The organism is Pseudomonas sp. D3-27 (assembly GCF_051132165.1).
Lineage (GTDB): Bacteria > Pseudomonadota > Gammaproteobacteria > Pseudomonadales > Pseudomonadaceae > Aquipseudomonas.
On the sequence record NZ_CP071667.1, the window covers coordinates 4,331,090 to 4,357,713 of the forward strand.

Annotated in this window: 16 protein-coding genes; 9 read left to right on the forward strand and 7 right to left on the reverse strand. The window is 59.7% G+C overall.

The features are described 5' to 3' along the window. Nucleotides 1–8 precede the first annotated feature (8 nt). Together J3P92_RS19715 and J3P92_RS19720 are read left to right on the forward strand one after the other, a co-directional pair. On the forward strand, nt 9–782 hold the full coding sequence (locus J3P92_RS19715) for a DUF2334 domain-containing protein (RefSeq protein WP_434648744.1): 774 nt from the start codon (nt 9–11) through the stop codon (nt 780–782). Next, on the forward strand, nt 779–1,774 hold the full coding sequence (locus J3P92_RS19720; RefSeq protein ID WP_420765274.1) for a lysylphosphatidylglycerol synthase transmembrane domain-containing protein: 996 nt from the start codon (nt 779–781) through the stop codon (nt 1,772–1,774). Before J3P92_RS19715 ends, J3P92_RS19720 begins: the two co-directional genes overlap by 4 nt. 4 nt (nt 1,775–1,778) lie before the next feature. Here J3P92_RS19720 and J3P92_RS19725 read toward each other — a convergent pair whose 3' ends face one another. Continuing rightward, nucleotides 1,779–1,958 (reverse strand): hypothetical protein, encoded by a 180-nt coding sequence (locus J3P92_RS19725; protein WP_420765275.1) that lies wholly within the window; start codon nt 1,956–1,958, stop codon nt 1,779–1,781. Between the two features lie 66 nt (nt 1,959–2,024). Then, nucleotides 2,025–2,873 (reverse strand): formyltetrahydrofolate deformylase, encoded by an 849-nt coding sequence (purU, locus tag J3P92_RS19730; protein ID WP_420765276.1) that lies wholly within the window; start codon nt 2,871–2,873, stop codon nt 2,025–2,027. Nucleotides 2,874–3,180: 307 nt separating this feature from the next. Here purU and mvaT point away from each other — a divergent pair, with 307 nt between their 5' ends. After that, nucleotides 3,181–3,558, forward strand: coding sequence for a histone-like nucleoid-structuring protein MvaT (gene mvaT, locus J3P92_RS19735; protein WP_420765277.1), 378 nt, complete (start codon nt 3,181–3,183; stop codon nt 3,556–3,558). Nucleotides 3,559–3,676: 118 nt separating this feature from the next. Here the strand turns inward: mvaT and sbcB are convergent, their stop codons facing one another. Beyond that, complete coding sequence (gene sbcB / locus J3P92_RS19740) at nt 3,677–5,104, reverse strand: exodeoxyribonuclease I (protein WP_434648746.1); 1,428 nt, start codon at nt 5,102–5,104, stop codon at nt 3,677–3,679. A 322-nt stretch (nt 5,105–5,426) separates the two neighbouring features. Between sbcB and J3P92_RS19745 the strand changes: the two genes are divergently transcribed. The 6 genes from J3P92_RS19745 (at nt 5,427) to J3P92_RS19770 (ending at nt 12,455) form a co-directional block, all read left to right on the forward strand. Then, nucleotides 5,427–6,152, forward strand: coding sequence for an RDD family protein (locus J3P92_RS19745; RefSeq protein WP_420765279.1), 726 nt, complete (start codon nt 5,427–5,429; stop codon nt 6,150–6,152). After that, nucleotides 6,149–7,123: a stage II sporulation protein M gene (locus J3P92_RS19750; RefSeq protein WP_434648748.1), complete on the forward strand. Its 975-nt coding sequence runs from the start codon at nt 6,149–6,151 to the stop codon at nt 7,121–7,123. The genes J3P92_RS19745 and J3P92_RS19750 overlap by 4 nt, the downstream gene beginning before the upstream one ends. Then, nucleotides 7,110–8,645: a DUF4129 domain-containing protein gene (locus tag J3P92_RS19755; protein ID WP_434607468.1), complete on the forward strand. Its 1,536-nt coding sequence runs from the start codon at nt 7,110–7,112 to the stop codon at nt 8,643–8,645. The genes J3P92_RS19750 and J3P92_RS19755 overlap by 14 nt, the downstream gene beginning before the upstream one ends. Continuing rightward, nucleotides 8,642–9,805, forward strand: coding sequence for a DUF4350 domain-containing protein (locus J3P92_RS19760; protein ID WP_434607471.1), 1,164 nt, complete (start codon nt 8,642–8,644; stop codon nt 9,803–9,805). The genes J3P92_RS19755 and J3P92_RS19760 overlap by 4 nt, the downstream gene beginning before the upstream one ends. A 21-nt stretch (nt 9,806–9,826) precedes the next feature. After that, nucleotides 9,827–10,834 carry an AAA family ATPase gene (locus J3P92_RS19765; RefSeq protein ID WP_434607474.1) on the forward strand — a complete coding sequence of 336 codons (1,008 nt, stop codon included), beginning with the start codon at nt 9,827–9,829 and terminating at the stop codon, nt 10,832–10,834. A gap of 289 nt (nt 10,835–11,123) precedes the next feature. Beyond that, entirely contained in the window at nt 11,124–12,455 is a 1,332-nt protein-coding gene (locus J3P92_RS19770; protein ID WP_434648750.1) for a DUF58 domain-containing protein, read from the forward strand. Between the two features lie 86 nt (nt 12,456–12,541). Here the strand turns inward: J3P92_RS19770 and J3P92_RS19775 are convergent, their stop codons facing one another. From J3P92_RS19775 to J3P92_RS19790, 4 genes are all read right to left on the reverse strand, one after another. After that, nucleotides 12,542–16,606 (reverse strand): Ig-like domain-containing protein, encoded by a 4,065-nt coding sequence (locus tag J3P92_RS19775; protein WP_434648752.1) that lies wholly within the window; start codon nt 16,604–16,606, stop codon nt 12,542–12,544. After that, entirely contained in the window at nt 16,603–20,700 is a 4,098-nt protein-coding gene (locus tag J3P92_RS19780) for a neuraminidase-like domain-containing protein (RefSeq protein WP_434648754.1), read from the reverse strand. Before J3P92_RS19780 ends, J3P92_RS19775 begins: the two co-directional genes overlap by 4 nt. A gap of 69 nt (nt 20,701–20,769) precedes the next feature. Further along, the gene (locus J3P92_RS19785; RefSeq protein WP_434648756.1) at nt 20,770–24,336 is read right to left on the reverse strand and encodes a Tc toxin subunit A; all 3,567 of its coding nucleotides are present in this window, start codon (nt 24,334–24,336) and stop codon (nt 20,770–20,772) included. A gap of 130 nt (nt 24,337–24,466) precedes the next feature. After that, on the reverse strand, nt 24,467–26,353 hold the full coding sequence (locus J3P92_RS19790; RefSeq protein WP_434648758.1) for a hypothetical protein: 1,887 nt from the start codon (nt 26,351–26,353) through the stop codon (nt 24,467–24,469). Nucleotides 26,354–26,624: the final 271 nt, after the last annotated feature.

Genomic DNA, 26,624 nt, shown 5'->3' on the forward strand with positions numbered 1-26,624 from the left:
CGACGTCGATGGCAATGAATCCCACCCCCAGCCTGCTGTTGGTGCTCCATGACGTCGCGCCCCAGACCTGGCCCGACTACCAGCCCTTCGTTGAAGCCGTCGACGCCCTTGGCCAGGTGCCGATGACCTGGCTGGTGGTGCCGGATTTCCATCATGCCAATGCGCTGGACGATCACCCCGGCTTCAGGCGCTTGCTGGACGGCCGGGTCGAGCGCGGCGATGAATTGGTCTTGCACGGTTACTACCATTGCGACGACGGCCCGCCCGCCCTTCATCCCAAGGACTTTTTCATGCGGCGGGTCTACACCCACGAAGGCGAGTTCTATGGATTGTCCGAAGAGGCCGCCCTCGCTCGCCTACGAGCCGGTATCGAAATCTTCCAGCGGTACCAATGGCCGCTCCAAGGTTTCGTCGCGCCCGCCTGGCTGATGAGCGAAGGCACCCGGCAAGCCTTGCGCCAGCTGCCTCTGAGTTACACCAGCGATACCCAACACCTTTACCGTTTGCCCGAGTTCACCCAGATCGATGCGCCGGGCCTGGTCTGGAGCGCGCGCAGCGCCTGGCGCCGGGGCCTGTCGAAAATCATCAGCGACCAGCGCGAACAGCGCTGGCGCCAGGCACCTGTGATTCGCCTGGGGCTGCACCCGGTGGACATGCGCCACGGTTTTTCCCGGGATTATTGGCTACGCACCCTGCAGCGCCTGCTTGAGGACGGACGTGTGCCGATGACCAAGGCCGGCTGGCTGGCAACCCAGGGCCTGCGGGTCAGTAACGCCGCATGAAGCGATTGATCTGGCTGGTCGCCGCCCTGCTCATCGCGCTTGTGGTGCCGATGCTGGTGGGCGGTGGGGAAATGTGGTCGCGGGTGCAGCGCTTTCCGTTGTCGCTGCTGTTGGTCATGCTCGGCATGATTGTGCTGTGCTGGGCGCTGAACTCGATGCGCCTGCGTTTGCTGCTGGGCGAGCACCGTGGGCGCATCGGCGCGGTCAAAAGCATGGGCGTGGTGATGTCCACCGAGTTCGCCATGTGCGCGACGCCCGGCGGCAGCGGCGGCCCCTTGACGCTGATGGCCCTGCTGGCGCGCAACGGCGTGCGCCCGGCCCATGGCAGCGCCGTATTCGCGATGGATCAGTTGAGCGATCTGCTGTTTTTCCTGTGTGCCTTGCTGGGCATCCTGTTCTACGCGCTGTTCCAGAACCTCAGCCAGCGCATGGAATGGATGCTGGCGTTGAGCGCGATTTCGATGTTCGGCGGCCTGGCCTGCTGCGCCCTGGTCGCGCGCTACCATCGCCGGCTGATTCTGCTGGGTGCCCGAGTGCTGCGCCACCTACGGGTGAAAACCAGCACTCGCCGGCGTTGGGGACGCAAGATCCTCAATTTCCTGGCGGCGTTCACCGATACGTTGAAGTTGCCCCGAATGACACTTTTCCAAGTGTTCGGCTTGACCTGCCTGCACTGGGCGCTGCGCTACAGCGTGCTTTATCTGGCATTGAAAGGGCTGGGGGCGGATTTGCAATGGGCGTGGAGTTTCCTGATCCAAATGCTCTCTCTGAGCGCGGGGCAGTTCAGCCTGCTGCCGGGCGGCGCCGGAGCGGCGGAGTTGACCTCGGCGGCGCTACTGGCGCCCATGGTAGGAAAATCCACCGCGGCGGCGGCGATTCTGATCTGGCGAGCGGTGACCTATTACTTCTATCTGCTGGCCGGAGGGCCAGTGTTTTTCCTGATGGTCGGGCGACCATTGATCAAGAAGCTGATCAGGCTCAGGCAGGCCTGACCCTTTATTGATTGGGTTCGGAGTCGCCCTGAGGCTTGTCGTTCAGCTCGTCCCAGAGCTTCGCGGCGTCGGGAAACTCAGTGCCGTCCTCGGGGCTCAACGCGTCGGGATCGTAGCGGCTCAGGCAGCCCTCGCCCACGGTTGGCGGAGCTTTGGCGGTGGCTTTGTCCAAGGGATCGGTCATGGTCCATGCCCTCTCAAGGCTAATCGTGGCGAGGGAGCTTGCTCCCTCACCGGATTCTGCGTTGGATCAGAATACGACGGTCTTGTTGCCGTGTACCAACACGCGGTCTTCCAGGTGATAACGCAAGCCGCGCGCCAGCACCATCTTCTCCACGTCGCGACCGAATCGCACCATGTCTTCAATGCTGTCGCTGTGGCTGACACGCACCACGTCCTGCTCGATGATCGGGCCGGCGTCCAGCTCTTCGGTCACGTAGTGGCACGTTGCGCCGATCAGTTTCACGCCGCGCATCGATGCCTGGTGGTACGGCTTCGCGCCGACGAAAGACGGCAGGAAGCTGTGGTGGATATTGATGACCTTGTGCGCGTATTCGCTGCACAGCGATGGCGGCAGGATTTGCATGTAGCGGGCCAGCACCACCACTTCAGCGTCATGCTGCTTGACCAGCCGCGAGACTTCAGCGAACGCCGGCTGCTTGTCCTGCGGATTGACGGGGACGTGGTAATAAGGAATGCCGTGCCACTCCACCATGCTGCGCAAGTCGTCATGGTTGGAAATGACGCACGCGATGTCGCAATCCAGCTCATCGCTGTGCCAGCGGTGCAGCAAGTCAGCCAGGCAATGAGACTCGCGGCTGGCCATCAGCACCACGCGCTTTTTCTGCGCGGTGTCGGTGATACGCCAATCCATCGAGAACTCTTCAGCAATCGGGGCGAACGCCTCGCGAAAGGCTTCGAGGCCAAAGGGCAGCGAGTCGGCGCGGATCTCGTGACGCATGAAGAACCAGCCACTTTGGTTGTCCGAGTGATGGCTCGCTTCAGTGATCCAGCCATTATGGGACGCCAGAAAGTTACTGACTTTAGCAACGATACCGACGCGGTCCGGGCAAGCGATCACCAGCCGAAAAGTGCGCATGAGGGGAACTCCAGAACTTCGCAAAAAGGCGGCCATTCTAGCCATTGCGTAGCAAAACTGCAGTATCGATCGCACACCCTGCCCGTCCGGGACCACCGAGGCTGCGCGCGACGTGGCCTGTGGCTGCGCCGCAATTGTGTGAACGGATATGAAGACAGCATCGAGTATTTATTTGCGATGCCCATTTCCATGGCACCCGCACTATTTAACTAAATAAACACGGCTTAAATGTTTACTTGATGAAACTGTCTGATTACTATTGCTTCACTGTCTCCTTGTCACCAGCGTCCTACATAAGGTAGTCCCCATGTCTCTGATCACCGAATACAACGCCACAAAACAAGCTATTGAAGAATTGCAACAACGTCTGGCCGACCTCTCCAAAGACGACAAACTGCAAAAAGAATTGGAATTCGAAGGCAAACTGCGCACGCTGATGGGCGAATATTCCAAGTCCCTGCGCGATATCATTGCCCTGCTGGATCCAGAAGCCAAGTCGGGTAAAGCACCCCGCGGCGCGGTAAAAACGACCGGCACCAAACGTGCTCGTAAAGTTAAGCAATACAAAAACCCGCACAATGGCGAAGTCATCGAAACAAAAGGTGGCAACCACAAGACGTTGAAAGAGTGGAAAGCCAAGTGGGGCGGTGACGTGGTAGAAGGCTGGGCAACCCTGCTGGGCTAAGCCTCGCCAGCGGCGCCGCGCGTTAAGAGGTGGAGCCTGCAAGCAGAAACGCCAGCGATTTGCTGGCGTTTTTTTATGCCTGGGTTTTTACCCTGGCTTTCAATAGCTGCGTGGCAGTTTAGAGGCTAAAACGTTTGCGCAATTGTTGGCTGTAGCCCTGCCATTGCATCAGCACATCGCGCTGCAACGGCGAAGATAGGTCCATCCATTCTGTCATCGCCTCATCAAAATTGCTCAGCGTATTCGGCGCGCCCCATTCAGGCAAAGACAGGCGTTGCTGGCAAAAAAGTGTCCAACGCTGTTGTTCCGCTGGATCCAAGGTCTCCGGAAAGTTGCGCGCACGATATCGAAACAATAATTCCGGCAGGCGTTCATCGTCGAATGGCCACTGCTGTTGGGCCAAATCAGACGGATCCGCCATGCGAACTTGTTCACATAAACGGCGATCACGATCACCGAGAAACCCTGCATATAATTGCTGCTCGGGATCTTCGCTGGCAGTAAAGTCTTCTTGCCCGTAAATAGCCTGGAGTTTGTCTTGCCAGACGTGTTGTGCGTCACTTAGCCGCAGCGCCCGCTGATGCACGCCCTCCATGTCCAGCTGCAGCCGTAGTTGGTCCTCGGCGCGCAAGACAGCCAGCGGCGCAACCACCGGGCATTTGTTGATGTGGATGAGTTTAAGGGGGACCGGCAGCTCACCGTCGAGCAAGTCTTCGCGGCGGGTGTACAACCGCTGGCGCAAAAGCTGCGCGTCATGGTCAAGCAAGCCCTGGGGATCCAGGTGTAAGTCACAGACGATCAAGGCGTTGCGGTTCTTCGGGTGCCAGGCCAGCGGCAGCACCACGCCAATGTAGTTTCGCGCCGCCGAGAAGCGCCCGGATATATGCACCATCGGCTGCAACAGGCGGATCTGGTCCATCACCTTCTGCTTGCCGCGCAACTGGAACAACCAGTCGTAGAGCCGGGGTTGTTTTTCGCGGATCAACCGGGCCAGGGCGATGGTCGCGCGCACGTCCGACAGCGCGTCATGGGCCTGGCCATGGTCGATGCCGTTGGCGGCCGTCAGGCGTTCGAGCTTGAGGGTGACGCGGCCATCCTCCTGCGGCCAGACGATGCCCTCGGGACGCAGCGCATAGGCGGCGCGCACCAGGTCGATGAGGTCCCAGCGGCTATTGCCCCCCTGCCATTCCCGAGCATACGGATCGAAGAAATTGCGATACAGGCTGTAGCGAGTCATTTCGTCGTCGAAGCGCAAGGTGTTGTAGCCGGCACCACAGGTCCCAGGCGCAGCCAATTGCGCATGGACGCGTGTCATGAAGTTGGCTTCGCTCAAGCCCTTTTCCGCCAGGCACGCGGGCGTAATGCCGGTGATGGCACAGGCCGCCGGGTGGGGCAGGATGTCATCGCTGGGCCGGCAATACAGGTTCACCGGCTCGTCGATTTCGTTGAGGTCGAAATCGGTACGTATTCCCGCCACCTGCAAGGGGCGGTCGCATCGTGGGTTGATGCCGGTGGTTTCGTAGTCGTACCAGAAGATGGAAGTCACGGGGTGTTCCTGGGCTGAGGACTGGCGAAGTCTAGGCGTTCGTACCCTGCGCCCGCCAGCCTTCGCGCCTTTAATCCTGTTGCAGGCCATGAAATGACATACACGGCCATATCGTGCGCCCGCCCGAAGACTGATAGGCTCTGTACGAAATGTATCCGCACTCGCCCATACTGCGTTGAAACGGGGCTCGGAATGCTCATGTACTCCTGTACATTCCACTTCCTCCCCCGTTTCGCCTTGTCTGGCCTTCCGCGAACACATTCATACAGACCCTAGCATCTGCGCCGAGATCGAACGTTCGAACGGCCATCACAGGTTGCCCATGCTCGAGACACCAGCACTGCAAAGGAACGCGCCGCTACCGCCGCCACTGGACACACGTTACCAGGTCGAAACGCCCGAAGGCATCGACCTGCCACTGCGCCCGGCGGGGCTGATGCCTCGTGCGCTGGCCTTCGCCATCGACCTGGTGATACGCGGGCTGGTGCTCGGCCTGTTCTTTGTCGTCCTGGCGTTCTTCGGCGAACTGGGGATCGGCCTGGGCTCGATCCTGCTGTTCATCGTCAGCTGGTGGTACATGGTGTTGTTCGAGGTGCTGAACCAGGGCCGCTCCCCCGGCAAGCAGATCATGGGGTTGCGCGTGGTGCAGGATGATGGTCGGCCGATCGGCTGGTCTGCCTCGTTGATCCGCAACCTGCTGCGCTTCGTCGATATGTTGCCGTTCGGCTACACCTTTGGAGCGCTCTGCTGCCTGCAACACCCGACCTTCAAGCGCTTGGGCGACCTGGCCGCTGGCACGCTGGTGGTTTATCGCGAGCAACCGGTCAAGCGTCCCGAACTGCCAATGGCCCGGCCGCTACGCCCGCCCTTTGCCCTGGCCCTGGTGGAACAACGCGCCGTGCTGGGTTTCGCCGAGCGCCAGGCACAATTGTCCGACGCCAGGGTCACCGAACTGGCGGCAATCCTGGCCGCGCCATTGAAGGTGCACCCCACCGGGGCCGTGGCTGAACTCAATGGCATCGCCCGCGGCCTGTTGGGGCCGACATGAAGCAAAGCCTGTTCGAAAGCCGCCACCAAGGGGAATGGGAACACCTGTCCCGCCTGCTCGACCAACTGGAGCGCCGCCGCAATGTCCCCCAGAGCAGCGACTTTCCCCACGCCTATCGACAGCTCTGCCAACACCTGGCGCTGGCCCAGGCCCGGGGCTACAGCAGCTTGCTGGTGGATACCTTGCAGCAACTGGCGCTGCGCGGACACCAGCAACTTTACCGGGACCGCAGCCACCCCTCGACCGGCCTGTCGACTTTTATCCTGGCCGGCTTCCCCCGCCTGGTGCGCGAACAATGGCGATTCGTACTGGTGGCCGGCCTGATGTTCATCGGCAGCCTCGTCGGCGTCGGCTTGCTGGTGTACCTGTTCCCCGAGCTGGTCTACAGCCTGCTGAGCGTCGAGGAAGTCAGCCAGATCCGCGGCATGTACGACCCGGCGGCGGGGCACCTGGGGCGCTCGATCGAGCGGGCCGCCAGCGAGGATTGGGTGATGTTCGGCTACTACATCATGCACAACATCGGGATTGCCTTTCAGACATTCGCCAGTGGTTTGCTGTTCGGCCTGGGCAGCGCGTTCTTCCTGTTCTTCAATGGCCTGACCATTGGCGCGGTGGCCGGGCACCTGACCCAGATCGGCTCGGGCGCAACGTTCTGGTCGTTCGTCATTGGCCATGGCGCTTTCGAATTGACTGCCATCACCCTGGCCGGTGCCGCGGGCCTGCAACTGGGCTGGGCGCTGATTGCGCCGGGACGCCTCACGCGGGGCGAAGCCTTGCGACTGGCCGCCGGCAAAAGCGTGCTGATCATCGCCGGGGTGATCCTCTTCCTGCTCATTGCAGCGTTCGTCGAGGCCTATTGGTCCTCCAGCGCCGCGACACCCTCCACCAAATACACCATCGGCGCGCTACTGTGGCTGCTGGTGATCGGTTACCTGCTGTTCGCCGGGCGAGGCCAGCATGCGCCTGAGTGACGTCACGGTAGCGATCCGCCCACGCACCACCTGGGAAGCCATGGACCTCGGCGTACTGATGACCCAGCAGCACCGGCGGCTGCTGATGGCCAGCTGGGCCATCGTCACACTGCCGGTGTATGCGCTACTGACCTTGTTGCTGTGGGACTCGCCCTCCTTGGTGGTGTTTATATTCTGGTGGCTGAAACCGGCCTTCGAACGCCTGCCCCTGTACATCTTGTCCAAGGCGCTGTTTGGCGAGACGCCGACCTTGAAACAGGCCTTGCGCCAATGGCCGACGCTGCTCAAGCCACAATTGCTGGCCAGCCTGACCTGGCGCCGGCTGAGCCTGAGTCGCAGCTTCCTGATGCCCGTCGTACAACTCGAAGGGCTCGCCGGCGAGGCACGAGAGCAGCGCTTGCGCGTGCTGCTGCAACGCAACGGCGGCGCCGCGCAATGGTTGACCATCCTCGGCGTGCACCTGGAGACCGTCTTGTGGTTCGGCCTGATGGCCTTGTTCTATCTATTCGTGCCGCAACAAGTCGAACTGGAATGGGACTGGCAAACCCTGATCGCCGTCGCCGAACACGATTGGCTGTGGCTCGAACACCTGCTCAATGTCCTCTATCCGCTGCTGCTGATTGTCTGGGAGCCGATCTACGTCGCCTGCGGCTTCAGCCTCTACCTGAATCGACGCACCCTGCTGGAAGCCTGGGACATCGAGCTGGTGTTCCGCCGCCTGCGCCAACGCCTGGGCACCGTAGCGCCTGCCCTGGCGCTGCTCGCCCTGACCCTCCTGCCGCTGGCGCCACCCGCATGGGCCGATGACAACAGCAACGCACCCCAGAGCCCTCGCCTGCTCAACCAACCCGTCACCAGCCAAGCCTCCCGCGAGAGCATCAAGGCAATCCTTGACGCACCCCCTTTCAAGAATCCGGAAACCGTGACGCGCTATCGATTCGGCAAAGAAGCCACCGAATCGGCCGAAACCGATGAAGCCCCCGGCTGGCTGAAATCGATGCTCAACTGGAGCGCCAAACGCTTCGAAACGATCGCTGCGCTGATCCAGGCGCTGCTCTGGGCCACGCTGGTGGGCGCGATCGTCTGGCTGGCCTGGCGCTATCGTGAACGGCTCAAGGCGCTCGCCAACTACCGGCCAACGAAACGCCTGCCGGCGGAGCGCCCCGCGCCGGCACGCATGTTTGACCTGGATATCCGCGAAGAGAGCTTGCCAAACGATGTCGCGGCCAGCGCCGAGCAGTTGTGGTCCGACTCGCCACGCGAGGCGTTGGGCCTGTTGTACCGAGCGCTGCTCAGCCGCTTGCACCATGAGTTCAACATGCCCCTCAAGCCGGCCGACACCGAAGGCCAGGTGTTGCAACGGGTTGAACAGCTCCAGCACGAACCGCTGATGGCCTTCAGCAGGCACCTGACCCTGCATTGGCAGAACATTGCCTATGGACACCGCCCTCCGCCCGCCCATCTGCAACAGCAGTTGTGCAATGGCTGGCGCGAATTGTTCGGCCCCGGAGCGTCCCGATGAGCCAGCGCACGGGGTGGGTGATCGGCGCAGTCGGTGCCGCGTTGACCTGTGCGTTGGCGGTGTACCTGTACCTCAAGGCCGTGCCCTATCAGGAAACCATCGAGCACGGCCCCTCCCCCGAAGCCCAGGCCAACCCGTACCTGGCCGCCGAACGATTCTTGCGCCAGCAAGGCATCAATGTTGAACACGCCAACAGCCTGGACGTGCTGCCCACGCTCGAACCGCACCAACGCAGCCTGTTGCTGTTGGGCGAACGCAGCAACATGACGCCACGGGACGTCGACCAGTTGATGAACTGGACCCGCGCCGGCGGGCGCCTGCTGTTCGTCGCCGAGGCCTTGTGGGACGACAGCACGAACAGCAGCGGCGACCTGCTGCTGGACCGCGTGCGCCTGCGCCAACTTTTGAGCAAGGACCTCAAGGCACCGGAGCCGGAGCTGATCAAGGATCCCTACCCCGAATTGACCAAACTGTACCTGGAAGACGAAGAGGCGCCGGCCTACATCGGCTTCGACACCGACTTTCACCTCGAAGACCCGCTGAACCTCGCCCAGGCCTGGGCCAACAGCGCGGCGGCGACTCACCTGATGCAGCTGAACCACGGTCTGGGCACGATCACCGTGCTGACCGACGCCGAGCTGTGGAAGAACGACCAGATCGACCAGTACGACAACGCCTGGCTGCTCTGGTACCTGAGCGCCGATACCGACGTCACGCTGCTGTTCAATACCGACCACGACAACCTGCTGACCCTGCTGCTGCGCTACTTCCCTCAGGCCATCGTGGCGCTGCTGGCCTTGATCGCCCTTTGGCTGTGGCGGTCGGCGGTGCGCCATGGCCCGCTGCAACAACCGGCGCCCAAGGCGCGACGCCAACTGCAAGAACACCTGCAAGCCAGCGCCGCCTTCCAGTTGCGCCACAACGGCCAGCAACACCTGTTGCACAGCCTGCAACAGGACGTGCTGCGCCGGGCGCGCCAGCTTCATCCGGGTTTCGAACAACTGGTGGTCGCCGAACAATGGCAAGTGCTAGCACGTCTGACGCGCCAACCCACGCGAACCATCAGCCAGGCCCTCAGCCCCCGGCCGAAACGACGCCTGTCCAGCGCCGACTTCTGCCGTCAGGTCGGCCTTTTGCAAACCCTTAGGAATGCCTTATAAACCGTTAGGAGAACGCCAGAATTGACGACTGAACAGAACGAGCCCTCAGACAGCCAGGCCCACGCCGCCCAGCAACGCCAGCGCGCCAGTCAACTGGCCCAGGCGATCCGCACCGAGCTGCATAAGGCCGTGGTCGGCCAGGCAGCCGTGATCGATGATGTGCTCACGGCGCTGATCGCCGGCGGTCATGTCCTGCTCGAAGGCGTTCCCGGGCTGGGCAAGACGTTGCTGGTGCGCGCCCTGGCCCGCTGTTTTGGCGGGGAGTTCGCGCGTATCCAGTTCACCCCGGACTTGATGCCCAGCGACGTCACCGGACATGCGGTGTACGACTTGCAGAGCGAGCAGTTCAAGTTGCGCAAGGGGCCGGTGTTCACCCACCTGCTGCTCGCCGACGAAATCAACCGCGCACCGGCCAAGACCCAGGCGGCGTTGCTCGAAGCCATGCAGGAGCGCCAGGTCACCCTCGAAGGCCGCGCGCTGCCGATCGCCCAGCCATTCATGGTGCTCGCGACCCAGAACCCGATCGAACAGGAAGGCACCTACCCGTTGCCGGAGGCCGAGCTCGACCGTTTCATGCTCAAGGTGCGCATGGACTACCCCGACGCCGATCAGGAATTGAACATGGTGCGCCAGGTCAGCCGCTCGACCCGCGCCGACATGCTCGACGTTCAGCCGTTGCGCACGGTGTTGCAAGCCAAGGACGTGCAAGCGCTGCAACGCATCGCCAGCGAGCTGCCGATGGACGACCAGGTGCTCGACTACGCCGTGCGCCTGGCCCGCGCCACCCGCACCTGGCCGGGCCTGACCCTGGGGGCCGGGCCTCGGGCTTCGATTGCCCTGGTGCGTTGCGCCCGCGCGCGCGCGATGTTGCGCGGCGGCGAATTCGTGGTGCCGGACGACATCAAGGGCTGCGCCCTGGCCGTGCTGCGCCACCGCGTACGGCTGGCGCCGGAGCTGGACATCGAAGGGCTTTCGGTGGACCAGGTGCTGGGGCAGTTGCTCGATCAAGTGTCGGCGCCAAGGTTGTGATGAAGGCGTCTGTGCCAGGCGTGCTTTTTATGCCAGGAATACCTTCTATGGCAGGAATGTCTTCTGTATCAGGAATGCTTTTTGTGCCAGGAAAATTCTTTGTGGCAGGCATGCTTTTTGTGGCGAGGGAGCTTGCTCCCGCTGGGCTGCGAAGCAGCCCCCAAGTTCTATCTGACACACCGCAAGGGGACGCTGCGCGTCCAGCGGGAGCAAGCTCCCTCGCCACAGGAAACCTCACTGCAGTAAATTTCTTTGCCAAGGCCAACATCTCCTGCAAGGGCACGCCCCCATGAAACCCTCCCGCCTGCTGCTCGCCTGGCTCGCGATCCTGCTGACCGTCGGCATTGTGCTGGGTGCACTGCGCGCGCTGGGCATCGCGGTGCCCTCGACTTTGCTGTCGATCCACTGGGGCTTGCTGTTGGCGCTGCTGGCCCTGTCGATACTCGACGCGGTGCGCGTCCGGCGCCTGCCCTCGCCCCGAGTCCAACGCCATTTGCCCGGCAGCCTGGCCCTGGGCCGATGGAGCGAAGTGCGCCTGGACATCCGCCACGACCTGCCCCAGCCATTGGAAATCGAGATTTTCGATCACGTGCCCAATGGCCTGGACTTCGAACAACTGCCTGTTTCAGCACAACTACAACCCGGCCGGCTCACCCAGCTCGGCTACCGCGTCCGCCCGCTCAAGCGCGGGCACTTCACCTTCGAACATTGCGAAATCAACCTGCCCAGCCCAATGGGCCTGTGGAGCGACAAACGCCTGATCGACGCGCTCGACAGCACCCGCGTCTACCCGGACTTCGCCCGTCTGTACGACGGCGAACTGCTGGCGGTGGACAACTGGCTCAGCCAGCTCGGCATCCGCCAGCGGCAGCGGCGCGGCCAAGGCCAGGAATTTCATCAATTGCGCGAATTCCGCGAAGGCGACAGCCTGCGCCAGATCGACTGGAAAGCCACCGCCCGCCACCGCACGCCCATCGCCCGGGAATACGAAGACGAACGCGATCAGCAAATCATCTTCATGCTCGACTGCGGCCGGCGCATGCGCAGCCAGGACGGCGAGCTGTCGCATTTCGATCACGCCCTCAACGCCTGCCTGCTGCTCAGCTACACCGCCCTGCGCCAGGGCGATGCGGTGGGCCTGAGCACCTTCGCCAGCGAACAGCCGCGCTACCTCGCCCCGGTCAAGGGCACAGATCAACTCAACGTGTTGCTCAACAGCGTCTACGACCTGGACAGCAGCCAACACCCCGCCGACTACCAGGCCGCCGTCACCCAACTGCTCGCCCGGCAGAAACGCCGGGCTCTGGTAGTGCTGGTGACCAACCTGCGGGACGAGGACGATGAAGAACTGCTGGCCGCCGTCAAACGCCTGGGCCAACGCCATCGCGTGCTGGTGGCAAGCCTGCGCGAAGAAGCCCTCGACCGCCTGCGCCAAGCGCCGGTGCACACCGTGTCTGACGCGCTGGCTTATTGCGGGACGGTGGAATATTTGAGTGCGCGGGCGACGTTGCATGAGCGGTTGAGTGCCCATGGGGTGGCGGTGTTGCAAGCTCGGCCCGGGGAGTTGGGGGCCGAGCTGGTGACGTTGTATCTGGGGTGGAAGAAGGGTGGGAATTTGTAGGCAACAGACGGTTCAGTCGTCATAAAAAATAAAGCACTGTCCCGGTAGCCATTGCCCAAAGCCAATGGAAGTGATCAAACATAACGTCAGGTCTTGCTCAAGACAGTGCCAGAAATTGGGGGAGACGGGGAAATCTCTCTGAATAAGGGCATCAAGAATTGCAACGCAAACGAATAGTCTCGCACCGTGTTGGTTGAAACAGTCCACCTCAACGGACTGCTCCCCCGCTCCATTACCAAAAGTTCTCCCAACGGCGGATCAAACACCAGGTTCTCGGACTCACTTCCCCGCACGTATTTAAGACAGACCTGGGCATCCGGAGCACCCGCTAAAAAACTGTCGCCGTATTCCAGCTCTATCGTGATCTCGACGGGAGCGGATAGAGTGAGATACGCATGGGGCCATTCTACAAAATGCCCCTCCACGAAAAGACTGAAGTGCCGAGGCCAAAAATTTTCGCTATTGACCGTTATCACCAGACTGGCTGATTCCCAACCAAACTCCCCTCGCACAGACGCACTCAACGTGCAATCGCCGCTCCTTGGCGGTATCACAAAGGTAATCTGAGCCTTGCCCTGCGCATCCGTAACAACCGGTTCCAGCACGACACCTTTGAAAAACCAGTGCACCCGCACCCCTTCGACCAATTCACCGGTAGTGGCACTGACCACCACGGCCTCGGCGGTGATCTCTTCTCCCGGCTCACCTTCAAGCCTATCGCTGGTCAGGCTTTCAATCACACAGGGCTCGTTCACATAGTAATCGAACGTCACAACTTCGCTGCCCCCGGCGGAGCGGGCCGTCACACTGCCCGACCCGGCTGCCGCTGCGATGAAACTGATACGAGCCACGCCATAAAAGTTCGTCGTTGTGGCGGCAGACTCCATCGTTTCATCGGTGCTTTCCCATGACACCGGGACCCTTCTGGCCGGCTGTCCCGTCAAAGCACTGATCAAGGTAACTTCAAACGACAAGGTTTCGCCCCAGTCGGCGACCTTTCCTTCCTGACCGCTGCTCGCCAGGACCTCCGTCGGCTCTTGGCTCCCCAGGGAAAAAGCATTCAACGGCGAACGCGCCAACAAGCGCGAGGCCGATAGCTGCAAGTAGAACGCGGCGTCGGTCTGCCCACTGGAGAGGAAGACTGACAGCTCCTCCTTGTCGTCCCAAGACCGCTCTATCCCCAAGCCCACCGGCTCGAACACCAATCCCGTCTCCAACTCGTGGGCGCCGCTCATCCCCAGCACCAGCCTTTGGTCGAGCAACGGACTGCCTTGCGGAACGCTGAGTGTCAATTCCGTTCTGTCCGGCAGACGAGGGAAGAATGCCTGATCCCCCCAAGGCCGTTCGCTGTTCGAAAAACTTCGCACCTTCAGGTCAAGCCAAGGATCTTCCTCATGGGCGTACACGTTAAACGTGTGCTTGATCTCGCTCCCGTCATAAGGATTGCGCACCAACGCCTCGACCTCATGGTCTCCCCCCGACGATGGCTGATAGTTGTGTTGGGCAATGCCGTCCGCCGCGCTCAGGGAGGATTCGCCATCGTCCCAAAACACGCTGACACCGCTCGCTGGTTTGCCAGTGAATCCCGATACGTAGCGCAGGGCCAACCGCGCGCTTTCGTCGTTGCTCAACACTGGATCAAACGCGACCTCATAAGGCGTATCGAGCCTGACCAGGTTGTGGCCCAGGTTCACCTCCAAAGCCGAGGGTTGGGCTAGCTCGCCAACGCCCAGGAGATTGATCGTCCAGCGATGCTGCGCGGCAATGCTCGCGCTGGTGAAATCGCAGTGAAACCGCACGCCGCCAGCTGTCATGGCGGCAGGCTCCGACAACGGTGGGTTGATGATCCAGTCCGAGGGCAAGCTGGGCTCCACGGTGGTTTCGAGCAATAACCCATGCAAACCGCCTAGGTTATTCAGGGGTACGACCGTCAGGTCGTGGGTCGTGCCGATGCAGGGATACAACGTGACATCGGCGTCCCAGTTTTGGGGCACCTGGTCGAAGTACAACTGGACCTCGGCACTCAAGTCGTCCGGGAGCAAACGAAACGCCAGGTCCAGCGCCTCCATATCGTCCGATATCACATGCAAATCAAACACGCCGCTGGTTTCTGCCACCGAAGCTTCGACGCTCCATTGCGCGCCAGCTTCGGTAATGGGAATCGGGATTTCCATATCGGCAATGCCTATCGACTCTGCACTGGCCAAATCTTGCCAACGCAGGGAAACCTCTTTGCCGATCAGAGAACTATCGGCCGCGACCTTCAGATGCAATTGATACGTCTGCCCCATTCGGCAAACCACACCCGCGCCCACCCGCTCGACCGCAACTTCATCGAGCATGAAACTCGCCGTGCTCCATGCACTGGTCGGCAATGTCTCGATCGCAAACTCATGCGCCAGCGCTGAGTCGCCCTCTTTGGGATTGACCCGTGCCACCAGGGTGTAATCACCGTCTGCCGTAGGTCGATCGACCACGCTGGCCCAGCCGCTCGCGCCGGTATAGGTGCGCTGTATTCCTACAGAGGTTTCCCACTCCACCGGCACATCCGCGACGGGCTCTTCACTTTGGTCCACCACCTGCAACATGCACCAGACGTAGTCTTGCTCATCCACCACCGGCACCCGGTTGGCTTCGCGGACGTCACCGATCTGGAGTTCAAGACCGTGGCGGGCCAACAACATGTGGTTTCGTACCGAAGGCTCCTCCAGGTCGGCGCTGACAAGGCGCAATTGGAACTCGTCGTTGTTCCCTTCTGCGGAAACCAGAGTCCAGACTAATGAAGTTTCGATAGGCACTTCATGTTTAAAGTCAGGCGAGACCGTGACGCCCATCAACGCAGGGTCGCTACCGTCATACTCCAGCCAGACACCGCCCCCGAGCAAAGGGCTGTCGTGGGGAAATATCACCTCGATTTCATACGTTGCGCCACGCTCAGGTCGGCCAGGCTCTTTACCCCAAGGAAGTGGGGTGTCCCTATCGGGGAACTTGACCAGCACAGCCTTCAAGGGATCTTCGTCATGGGCTCGCACCGTGAATGCGTGCGCTGCATGACCTCCGGCATGGAAGAGACTGTCAACGCGGGCCTCTATCTCATGCGTGCCCCCGATAGTGGGAGCGAACACGAATTCGGCGTAGCCGCCGGCATCGGTATGGCTGATACCAAGCTCCTCCTCACCCAACATCCAGGACACCGGATGATTTTGCATGGCCCCGCCGAGGTAATACGATTTCACATAAACGCCAATCGTGACCGACTGATCATGCTCGATCACTGGTTGGTGGGCCGGTTCCCTAGCACTCTCTACCAGTAACCGATGGTGCCCCAGCGACACGGCAATCTCATAAGGATCAGCGTGGTACTTGCTGTATATCGATAGGTTGAAATGCAGCGTGTCATTACTGGTGGGCGTCGGACAGTCGGCCAGCCACACCTCGTCGATCGATTGGGTTTCATCCCAGTCTGGGTCCAAGACCACCATTTCCTCAGGGTTGTCCAGGCTCCACAACAACACTTCGGTTCCAGCCCATGGGCTATCCGCCGCGAGCTCGAAGGATATTGGGTGGCTTCTATCGCCCGTCGCACCGTGACAAAGGTAAAGGGTGGGGTTGCCATTGACAGCGTGCACCTCGCCATCGTTGACGATGTGGGTGAGTTCAAGCGGTTCAAGTTCAAGGTGGAAATCGATCCGGGCGATGATGAGATCCGTGCTTTGTGTGGCCGTGGAGTCACTCTTTATTTCAAATTCGAACTGGTCGCCTTGATCGACATCAAACTGTACCAGCGAGGTGCAGCGTGTCAGCTCCAGTGCCAGAGGTTCGCTATCGCCCATGCGGCTGCCCGTCGGCGGCAGGGAGATTTCCAGGCAGTCCTCTGTGTCGATCCGACGTAGAGAAAAAGTACCGGCGGCATCGCCACGGTTTCCGTAGAGAAAGCTCAGTGTGTATTGCGCACCCGTCGCTTGCGTTGCAGGGGCACATACCTGTTGACGCAATGGTGTCCCTCTCCAGAGAGAACAATAGTAGATGCTCTGCCCCTCCCATTGGCCCAATTTCCTAGCAGGGGGACTGCCGAAGTTCCAATGTGCAGACGTCTCAAAATGCCCATTGAGGCAAATATTGGTCCGGGTGTTGATGGGTTCCTGGCTCATTTTTCACCTCTTGCGCGGGCGGTGTAGTCTTTCACGTACGTTTGGACTCGGCTGGAAAAGGCCGGCCCGCCCGTTTTGGCGGTGTACCGGATCTTCACGATGACATCAGTGAGGGCCTGCAACTGTTGTTCCGCGCGTGGTTGGTCTGCCCATGGGAAGGCCAGCGTCCATCGAGACACGGCCCCGGTGTTTTCAAAGGGGTTGCGCAACCCCTCCTCGGGTCTCAACGCAGCCATGCCGAAATCGTCCACTCCGGTGGAAACGGCCATGTGTTCACCGCTGCTGACGTTCAACAGTACGTCGGGGGGGGCAATCACGACGTCGTCTTCATAGAAATATTGCAACGACTGAAGCGAGGGATTGATGGCCGTCGCGCTGCTGACCTGCGTCAGCGTTGCACAGACATTTTCATGAGGGCCGAGCAACGTCGGCAGGGTGACGTCCACCGCGCTGATCTGGCGGCAATAGTGGTTGTGATAATCACGGTCATACAGCAACTGAGACAGGCTGAAATTCAACACACCGCTTTCGCGCAGCTGTTCCAGTGCGCCGGCCCAATCATCAGCGTCGTCTTGATCGTAATCGTCGAACAATTGGCGCAGAGACACGGTTTTGACCAATTCGAGGCGTCGCTCGTAGCGCAACAGATAATCGGCTTCCATACGGAGCAAATCGAGCCGTAGCGCATCCCCGGCGGTCAAGCCGTAATGATTGTCCAGCCAGGCATCGGTGCGTATGTGGGAAAGGCCAAACTCCGCCGTCTCCAGCTGCAAGGCTGTTTGCGCGCTGAGGCACAAACTGACGACTTGATCATAGGCCTGATAATGGAACGTCTTGCATCGCCCCAGGTACCAGCGATACAACTCGACACTTGTAGTCCGGGTAAGCAGGAAGTCATAGAGCACCTGGGTCTGGGTATTGGTTTTTAGGATGTACTCCAAATTGGCTTGCGCCGCCGCGACCGCATGTTCCTGGGCGATGATATTGTCATCGATCATCACCAGCTCAGAGGCTGCCTGATCTCGCGCCAGGGCCCATTCTTCACGTCGCCGCCGGTAGCTTTCCGAGGTTGCATCCTTCTCGGCGTCGCTGCGCACCACGTCGGCCCCGATTTGAAACCCAAAAGCTACGGCTCTGGGAAGGCTGCCAAGCTGATGCCCGCCGTTGGCCAGGCCGAACACGTTGGGAAAAGCATCGATGACTGCCGCAGCCATGTGGAAACCCGTGCTTACCGCCGATAAAGCCTTGGCGGAATCGAGGTCCGACATAACCTTGTATTCCGCACTGGAAATATTATCCAAGTGCAGCTTCGCGTAGTGGGCGCGGCGCTGTTCCGTGATCGCGCGGCTGCTGTGCAACGCCGCCAGGCTGGCCCTTAGCTGAGCGAGGTTTTCCTCTTGCATGGCTACGGTGAAATCGCCCAGTTCGGTCAGGTGGCGTTGCTGCAACAATTCCAGGTCAACGCGGTCTTGCTGTTCCAACAAGCGCATCACTTGATTACCGCACTCTTGCAGATATTGCGTGGCCCGCATGGCCGCATCGAACAATACGCGCCAACGGAATGCTGCCACACGCAAAGGCCCGCCAATGGGCCTGACCGGACCAACACCTCCTGCCGCAAGATGACCGAGCAGATCGGAAGGATTGATCGTGCTGAACAGCTCGACAGACATCGGCCGGCCATCGATGGTCAGGTTATTGCGCAGGTTGTACATGCGTTGGGCCGGCAGGTCATAAAGCTGCAACACTCGCTGGCTCACCGGCAAGCGGAAGCGCTCCGTACCGATCAAACCGTAGTCCTCGAAGAAGCGGGTCTTGACCGGTAGCCACCCTCGCTCCACCGTCACCTCGCGTTCAAACGCCTTGAGCGCGGCACTGTCTTGCAGCTCCTCGACCAGTTCATCCAAAGTGGCCGGCGTCCATTGGCTGAGAATGCGTGCATGCGGTGGTTCGCCCATCAGATTTTTCGCACGCAAATACTGCAGCTTCGCCGCAACCAGGCTGTCACGCGTCAACTGCCGGTACAGCCAGTCCCCCCAGGCCAGCAGGTTATCGACGTAGTCCAGATAGATCAGCATCTGATAATGCCGCGGAGTGGAATAGGCAATCGCATCCGGATCAGTCGGGCCGTTCGCTTCGCATCCCACCCCGGTTTCGTCGCTGTCCACACTCAATGGTCGGCAACGCCAATAGCGCCGTTTCGGGTCCGCCAACCGACCGCCCGAAGCAGCGGGGGCCTGGGGATCGAATATGAAATGCAACCATTGCTGGGCTTCGACGAAACGGTCTTCATCCTTGAGCCGTGTCGCCACCAGATGAGGCAAATGAAAGAACAGTTCCCAGAAAAACAACCCATTGGCACCGTCGAACGGCCCGTTGGGCTCGTCTCCTCCGGGTATGGGCGGCTCATCCGGGAACTGGGTGTCCCAATCCAGCACTGCATCGATGGAGACATTGGAACGGGTCACCAACTCTGCGCCGATCAGCGTGTTCAGGCGTACATACTCAAGCGTCAGTTCCGGATCGGTGAGATGCAGGAACTGCGCGCCCCTAAGGTTAGTCTTGAGCACTTCAGGAAGAGGAGGCTCAGCGGGAGCGCCGTTCATGCTCAGCTTAAAGGTTTTTGAGCCCTCGCCCTCCGCTTCCACGGTAATGGTTGCCGTCACATTATCGAAATTGGTGTGTTGCACACAAAGCCAATCAAAAGACCAACCGCCATTCGTGGAGGCGTTCTTTTTTTGCGGAGGCGGGTCGTTTGCTGAGGTATCGCACACCGTTAACGTGAAGTCCTTGGATCCTCCCGTCCCACCCAAGGCCAGCAAAGGGAAGTGCCCTTGTATATAGAGGTGCTGATTGTTACCTGGCATCTGTTTCACAAACGCTTTAAGCGTCATTTTTTGCATCAGGGGGGTCGCATCCGATGAAACGCTTTCGGTCAGGCTGGGAAAGTCCGCCGGCGCGATCCGTTGCTGAAGTGTCTGAGGCTTCAAAAAGCGGACCATGGCCAGATAGTCCATGATCGGATTCTCATCGGGCACTTTTCGAAACAGCGCATCGCGGGTCTCATAGATTTCCACCGGATTAGCTTGTGATTCCTCCAAGCCTTCCATCGCATTGGTCAAATGCACCGCCAGCCGGCCCTTGGGGTACAGCGGGTCGTCGTCATCTCGCAACATCACCGCAATCAGCCGAAAGTTGACGCTGATGTCTTTATCCCATTGCGAAAGATGCAACTGGATGGGCGGCGACCATTGCCCGCCCAAGTTGATGAAGGACACCTTCAGTTCCAACTCATAGGGTTTTTGCAGCTGGTTACCGTCGGACAACGCCGGTCGCCACTCGGCCCAGACCAGGCACAAGCGCCCCCCCCAAAAGACCAGACGGCTGTCGAGGACTTGCACATCGGACTGAATGTCTACCGGTTTCCACTCACTCCAGGCAGCCGGGTTTATCGCCTTGGTGTCCTCCTCCAGCTGGACGTCGGCCTTACGCCATAGGTAGCGATACGGGGCTATTCGCTCCCGTCCGACAAAGTAATAATCGGCACTGCGAACGTTGTGTCCATCGACATAACCATTGAGCACGTCGATATTGCATACGTCTTCGAAGGCGCGCAGGTACTGCTTAATGCCCAGTTGCACCGAGTCGGTGGTCAGGCGCGTCTGGTTGAGGTTGTTCTCAAGGGCCTTGAACAAGCTGGTCTTGCGAATACGCGCATAAGGGGTGATGTAATCCTCGGGCATACACTTGAGCAGCTGGCTCGCGGCCCATAGCGGGTATTGGCTGGCGATGTCCCAGTCTTTTAGGTCTTTGCGGTCGAATTCACGGTTGATGTAGCCCGGTTCGAGCTTTTGATACACCGCATGTATGTATTGTTGAAAACAACTGGCCGCTTCGGCGACCTTGGAGGTTTTGACCTGATGGTTGTCCAAGGGGTCGGTACGCAGCCACTCCAGCAAGTCGTCTGCTGTTGTAATTCCCCCCGGAATAACTTTATTGGCTTCCTTGTCCTCAATAGCCTTGATGCCTAAAGCAAATTCGATCAACGCGTCGCGACGCAACACGGTAGCCCGGGTGACATTCTGCGTTGCCATATTCGTCTCCTTATAGATCGGCGTCGATATTGTCGGGACGCCCACCGCAGTCGTTGATCGAACGTTGGTTCACTCTTTGAAAACGATGGGCTGGAACAGCAACCCAGCCCCCCCGAGATCGTAGTCAACCGTGGGGTCAACCGTCGCCGCTTCCAAGCTGGTAAACGTAACCTCTGTCAGCCCTTGCGCATTGGTTGAAACGTAGATGGGCAGCCCAGTCACTGGGGGGAGTCGCCACGTTACTGGTGCATTGACAATCGGGTTGCCCCGTCTATCGAGCAGTTGCGCTCGCAACGTCACGTCATTGCCGATTTTTTCTTCGGTGATGAGGAAGTCAGTTTCCACAATGTAAAATTCGATGCTGGCCGAGTCGTGCACCAAATTGATAATGACCCCCGGCTGTGGCTCGCGAGCATCGAGTCGATAGCTGATGACATCGCGCCCCATCGCAGTACCGGCACGCACGGTGACCCTGACGAGACCGTGCTCATTGGTCGTGGCGATCGGGGGCTCGACGGAGCACAGCTTGGCGCTAAAGTAGACATTGACGTTGCGCTGCGCCTCTCCTCCCTTGGTCACCGTGACGGTCAATTCCGTCGTTTGTCCGCTGTTGGCAACCAGCTCGGTGGGGCCTTCGATTGAACAGTCGACCGTCACCTCGTCGTTCACGGCGTCGATACCGTACAACGGCGATGACCGTTTTGGATCAGCCAGGACGGCCGCGACTTGCTCGGCCACGGTTTGATACGCCTCGAACCTTGCATCGGGAACCAGTGTGCCGAGCTTCAGCGTGGTCAAGGCATCGAGCGTGCTCTCAAGGCTGAACGCTCGTAGGCGCGTAAACAGATCGAAGTGCTCAAGATTGCGAATGTAGCCTTGCTTGGGGTTGACCCGAGCAGCGCAGGCGCGCACCTCTTCGACGCTCCAATCAAACAACTCGGCGAGCAATTGGGCGGTATGCTCCTGTACCAAACTGAGCCCGTGATTCGCCAAGTTATCAGGCAACTTGTTGACGAGCTCCAGATAGCTGAGCAACTGCGATTCGTCGGTCTGGCTCAGCGCCACGGCTCGGTTGTAAACCGTCAAGTAATACAGCGCACTTGGCAGGAAGGGGCTGGTCCCGGGAACGTTTCCAACACCGTCGCCGATGTTCAGGTACAAGGCCAGAAACTCGGGGCTCAACTTCAGCCTTTTCGCAACTTCACTGCGTTGTGCGAAGCCATCGAGCATACCGAGGAACGGATCGCCCGGCACATCCTCCTCTCGCGCAAATATCGCCGACGGATCGACTGCCGTGGTGCGACCCCAAATGTATGAAAGTACCCTGTGCACCGTTCCGCCCGACCAACTGAGTACCTGCAGGACCAAGGCCGATGCTAAACCGCTAAAGACGGCCAGGCCTTCCCGAACCACTGCCTGTTGGCCGGCACGACTGCTCAGTAACACGCCCAGGATTTTCTCGACGGTCTGCTGATTGCCCTGCCCGATCAATTGACCGACGACCAACTCAACCTGCTCCCGCGCATAGGTTTCGTAAGGCGACTCGTCGGTTTCGGCCCTGTGGATGACCAGTCCATCTCGATCAGCCAGACCCAGCAGGTGATTCGTCCATTGCCGCCCGTTGGACAATGGCTCGACACCGGCCATGTGCAGCGCCGCCTCGGTAAACAGGGACGCCGAAAGCTGCGCGCGAACCTGTTCGAAGAGCCGGCTCTGCACCTGGGAAGGCTCGGAAGGATCAAGCACCGACCTGACCTGCTCCAGCGCCCAGGCTTCGTCCAGCTCACTGTCGGCACACCAACGAATCCATCCCTCCAGGCGCTGAATCTGCGTCAGGGAATCCGGAGACTGCGCCAGGGAATCTGTGTTGATGTATGGCCGGCCAGCCAGCGCACCCTGCCAACTGTCGCCGCTCAGCAAATCCAGTATTTGCGCCGCTACACTCGGAGCGATGCCCAATACCTGCGGTAGCCTCGCCATGCGGTAGAAACTTGAAATAACGGCGAGGCTGCGCTTGAGCTCGCCATGGGCGCGTTCAATCAACGGCGCCAGCGCGAGATAGGTCGCCAGGTCGATATTCAAGCCGCTGCAGATGCGCATGACCGTGAAGGCGTCAGCTTCCTCGGCCGGTACCAACTCGAACTTACTGTCGTCCAAAACCAAGGGAGGAATCGCCAAGGTGTCCGGGTTGAACACCCGGTCAAATTGCGACAGCTCGGTACCGCGACCGTAAATCGAAACGGCGTCCAGGAAGGCTGCAAACTCTTCAGCCGTGCAGTGATAGCGTTCCCGTAACCGCTGAAACAGCCCCATGGCCCGAACCGTGTTGGATGTCATCCAATAGCTGGGCGCCGAGGTGTCTCTAGACGTAGGGTCTAGCTCCGCGCGGATGATCGCAATGAGCAATGCATCGGTTTCGTGGCTGGGCAACTGCATTGCGTTGTCCAAGCGGATTTTGCGGTTGAGGCGATCGACCCTGTCCTCCGAGTAGTTGCGAATAAAATTGAGTGGCTCGATTGCGCCGTAGTCAATGCTCATTGTGTTCGCCGGCCCGTCGTTGACAAACACCGAGCCTGCATGTCCAGGCGTCACCAGGTCATCTTCCCGTATCACATGCTCAGATACGGTTGTGGCGAACAATTCAACCGATAACAGAGCTTCCAATGCCGATTGATTGAGTTTGGTCCTTTGGTTGAAAAAATAAGCCTGGTTCAGATTCAGCGGTTCAACATCCAGCAGCCCGAAATTGGCTTTATAGAACGCCTCCTTTTCATCGTTGGTGTCGTTGTCGTTTGGGAAATGGCGATCTTCCGTCAGGATCTCTCGCAAGCCAGGATTAAGTCGGGCAGATTGAATCAGCGCATTATCGGCTGTCGCTCCCCAAGGCAACTCTTCCCGCAGGAAATAAGGTGACACCGGATCACACATCTCCACGACCGTCCCCACGGACATGCCCAGATCCCGAGCAAACTCGTCCAGTGATGTCCAGGGGTGGTGATAGGGCAGTCCGTTAGGGTAGCGACGCTCGCTCAGCGTCCTGTCGATATCAGTGCTCTGCCCCAGGGAGTCCTTGATCGATGCTTCCAGCACGCCGCTGACCACTTCCACGGATGACACAACACCATGGACGGCCACCGGATCGATGCTCATACGGCCGAGGTCGACCCGTCGGGTGTAGAGGGGGTAAGCCTGTTCGGTAGGCCTAAAGCGTTGTTCAGACCAGTGTTTGAGCCATACCGTATAAGCCACCGGAGAATGGATGGCTTCGATCGCATCCCACGGGCACCTGGCGCCAAATTTTGGCTTGAAGACATCCGCATAGGTCGGCCCGTCGACCAATGCCAAGAGCCCCTGGCGCAAGTGCGCGGGGAGTGGTTCGTCAAGAACCAATTGGCTTTCGATGAAGCGGCGCAGCACCCAAGTAGCCAAACCGTTGAGACGCAGTGAGATGGCTTGGGCGTCGTCAATGTCAAGCTCATACTCGCTCACAAGCCCCATGATGCCTTTACGCGCCAGCGCACAAATCGATCCGCCGTCGTCAAGATACTGGTCAAGCGCAGCCAATTGTCGAGTGTTCTGCTCATCGGCCAGCGGTGCATAAAAACTCTTGGCAATGTCTACCGGTGAAGCCTTCATCGTAGTGCTTCCTTTCGATGGGGTACGAAAACCCTCCAGACCTGTTTCGGTGGTCTTGTAAGGGTTATTTGAAGGTCAAAGAGACGGCGCATCTACTGTCAGATCTGACAGTAGATGCGCCTTATCACGACTAACCGATGTCCGGCGCGTCCTTGGCCTTCTCGACACGTAAGCTATCGCCCCAATCCGAATCGTCCTGCCGGGCCTTGAACCAATGAGGGCCGATGTTCAGCGTCACGGTAGGCGAAGCTGTCCATCGACTGTCGGTAACGGGAAGGTCTGCGACGACAATCTCATGGCTGTCATACCAGTGGGACAACTCAATGGTCTTGCCGGAGTCCCCCTCGCCTTCGAACAGCGGCGCACCCGCAAACCAGTGCCCGGCCGGCGGTGCCGTAAAGAGGGGTGCTTGGGAAAGCAACCGCACCGAATGCCCCTCGCTCCAACCGGATTCATACCCGTCACACTCCTGCCGTACGACCCAGATTTGCTGGCCGGCCGGTTTGTCGGCTCGCACCTGGAGCGACCAGGTGCGGTTCGCTTGCACCTGTGTGCGACCCAGCGGAGGGTCGAGTGCATCGCTCCACGCCACCTCGACCCAGTCGCCGGTAAAACCGAACCCGGAAATCGTCACCGTCGCGCCGGTGTGTTGTTGCAACGCTGGCGACTCGACCACGGGAATTGCCGGCACGGTGATGAACTCACGGTCGAGGAAATCCGACTCCTCCTTGCTGGCGCCAAAAATTTGCTTGGCGCGTAGAACATGCTTGCCCACTGGCAATGGGGACTTCACGTTGTACATCCAGTAGCCGTTGTGACTCGCGGCGCTTGCCGTTCCCAAATAGCAGCCGTCGAGCCACAACTCGACCTTTGCCGTATCGAGTTCGGATGCCTTTCGGGCATACCCATCGATGATAGAGCCTCGAGGCGCGTTGCCGCCGGGCTCGGGATGTTCGATGGTGGGTGGAAACAGGATCACCGTAAAGCCAACTTGCTGACTGCGAGGGGGAGACGGTAATAGGTTGTATTCCTGAACGGCTATCACCTGGCACGGACCAAATTGAAGATCCTGCGAGATAGTGACTGACCATTCGTTCGCTTCTACGGATGCCTGGCCTAGTTGCGCCTCCGACACCGCGTCAAGCACGCGCATGATCGCCCCGGGCACCCCGCCGGTGCCGTGAACGACAGGGTTGTGGTCCACGTCCACATCGATGGGAGCCGTGATGACCGGCGTCAAGACGGCTACATTGAAGGATCTCTCAACCGGAACGGAGGTCTGCAGGTTAATGGTCTGCGTCACGCTGACCAGATAAGGGCCGGGCATGAAGGCCTCTCGCCGGGTGAAGGACCAGTCTGTACCGTCAACGATCGCCGGATAGGGCGAATCGGGATCATCTTTAAAGCTGAGATTCACTTGCGCACCGGCCAGGCACGTACCGGAGAAGTTCGGTTCCAGACCGTTATCTCCCACATTTACCACGGGTGGCGGAGCAGGAAGGTCCAAGGTAACTTCGACAGTCGGGAGCGATGGCACGCCCTTGAACACTTGACGGGCTACAATTTCATAGCTCCCCGGAGGCCACGCAGCCGTTGGCGTATAGCGCCAGTTGGTTTCATTGACACTGATTTCACCGATCTCAGGCGTCACAGGTCCCGCGACGTGCAGTTCGATGTACGTAATATTGCTGCCCCAAGTTCTGCCGGTGCCGGAAAACTCCGGCTTGCGATCCTGGCCGGGTTGAACATATAGCGTCGGTATCGGAACGGGGATCGTGACCGGCACGATGTCAGCCCAATCAGAATAAATCCGGCCGCTCGCCCCATCGGTAATACTTTGCCGGATGTGCATCCGGTAACTTTCGGGGGGCTGGTCGCGCCAATCGATCCGCCATGTACCCGAGGCTACGTCAGTATTATCCTGCGGTGTACCGTTACCCTGAATATGTAGGTCTACTCTGGCACCGTTGTACCCGGTGCCCGAAAAGCTAACCGTATTTTCGCTGGAGTAGTCCACTTGTATATCGGTCAGTTTTGGTGGCTTTATCTTGAATGCGACTGGATTGCTACGGTCCGATATATCAACTGAATCTTTTTTTAGGCTGACTACCAGTGACTCGCCTCCAGGCGTCACCCTAACCTCACAGCTCCATTCATTTGCTGTTACTCGGCCGTTCCCGACCTCCGTACTATCATCACCCAGGTAACGATAAGCATGGATAAAGGTGCCTGGGACTCCACCGGTGCCTGACAAAGTAAACGTTTCGCTTTGGGGGATTGATGGGTCC

What these genes read in the sequence shown, in the direction of transcription:
- J3P92_RS19715 (WP_434648744.1), top strand. Translation starts at nt 9, where the DNA reads ATGGCAATGAATCCCACCCCCAGCCTGCTGTTGGTGCTCCATGACGTC.
- J3P92_RS19720 (WP_420765274.1), top strand. Translation starts at nt 779, where the DNA reads ATGAAGCGATTGATCTGGCTGGTCGCCGCCCTGCTCATCGCGCTTGTG.
- J3P92_RS19725 (WP_420765275.1), bottom strand. Translation starts at nt 1,958, where the DNA reads ATGACCGATCCCTTGGACAAAGCCACCGCCAAAGCTCCGCCAACCGTG.
- purU (WP_420765276.1), bottom strand. Translation starts at nt 2,873, where the DNA reads ATGCGCACTTTTCGGCTGGTGATCGCTTGCCCGGACCGCGTCGGTATC.
- mvaT (WP_420765277.1), top strand. Translation starts at nt 3,181, where the DNA reads ATGTCTCTGATCACCGAATACAACGCCACAAAACAAGCTATTGAAGAA.
- J3P92_RS19745 (WP_420765279.1), top strand. Translation starts at nt 5,427, where the DNA reads ATGCTCGAGACACCAGCACTGCAAAGGAACGCGCCGCTACCGCCGCCA.
- J3P92_RS19750 (WP_434648748.1), top strand. Translation starts at nt 6,149, where the DNA reads ATGAAGCAAAGCCTGTTCGAAAGCCGCCACCAAGGGGAATGGGAACAC.
- J3P92_RS19755 (WP_434607468.1), top strand. Translation starts at nt 7,110, where the DNA reads ATGCGCCTGAGTGACGTCACGGTAGCGATCCGCCCACGCACCACCTGG.
- J3P92_RS19760 (WP_434607471.1), top strand. Translation starts at nt 8,642, where the DNA reads ATGAGCCAGCGCACGGGGTGGGTGATCGGCGCAGTCGGTGCCGCGTTG.
- J3P92_RS19770 (WP_434648750.1), top strand. Translation starts at nt 11,124, where the DNA reads ATGAAACCCTCCCGCCTGCTGCTCGCCTGGCTCGCGATCCTGCTGACC.
- J3P92_RS19775 (WP_434648752.1), bottom strand. Translation starts at nt 16,606, where the DNA reads ATGAGCCAGGAACCCATCAACACCCGGACCAATATTTGCCTCAATGGG.
- J3P92_RS19780 (WP_434648754.1), bottom strand. Translation starts at nt 20,700, where the DNA reads ATGGCAACGCAGAATGTCACCCGGGCTACCGTGTTGCGTCGCGACGCG.
- J3P92_RS19785 (WP_434648756.1), bottom strand. Translation starts at nt 24,336, where the DNA reads ATGAAGGCTTCACCGGTAGACATTGCCAAGAGTTTTTATGCACCGCTG.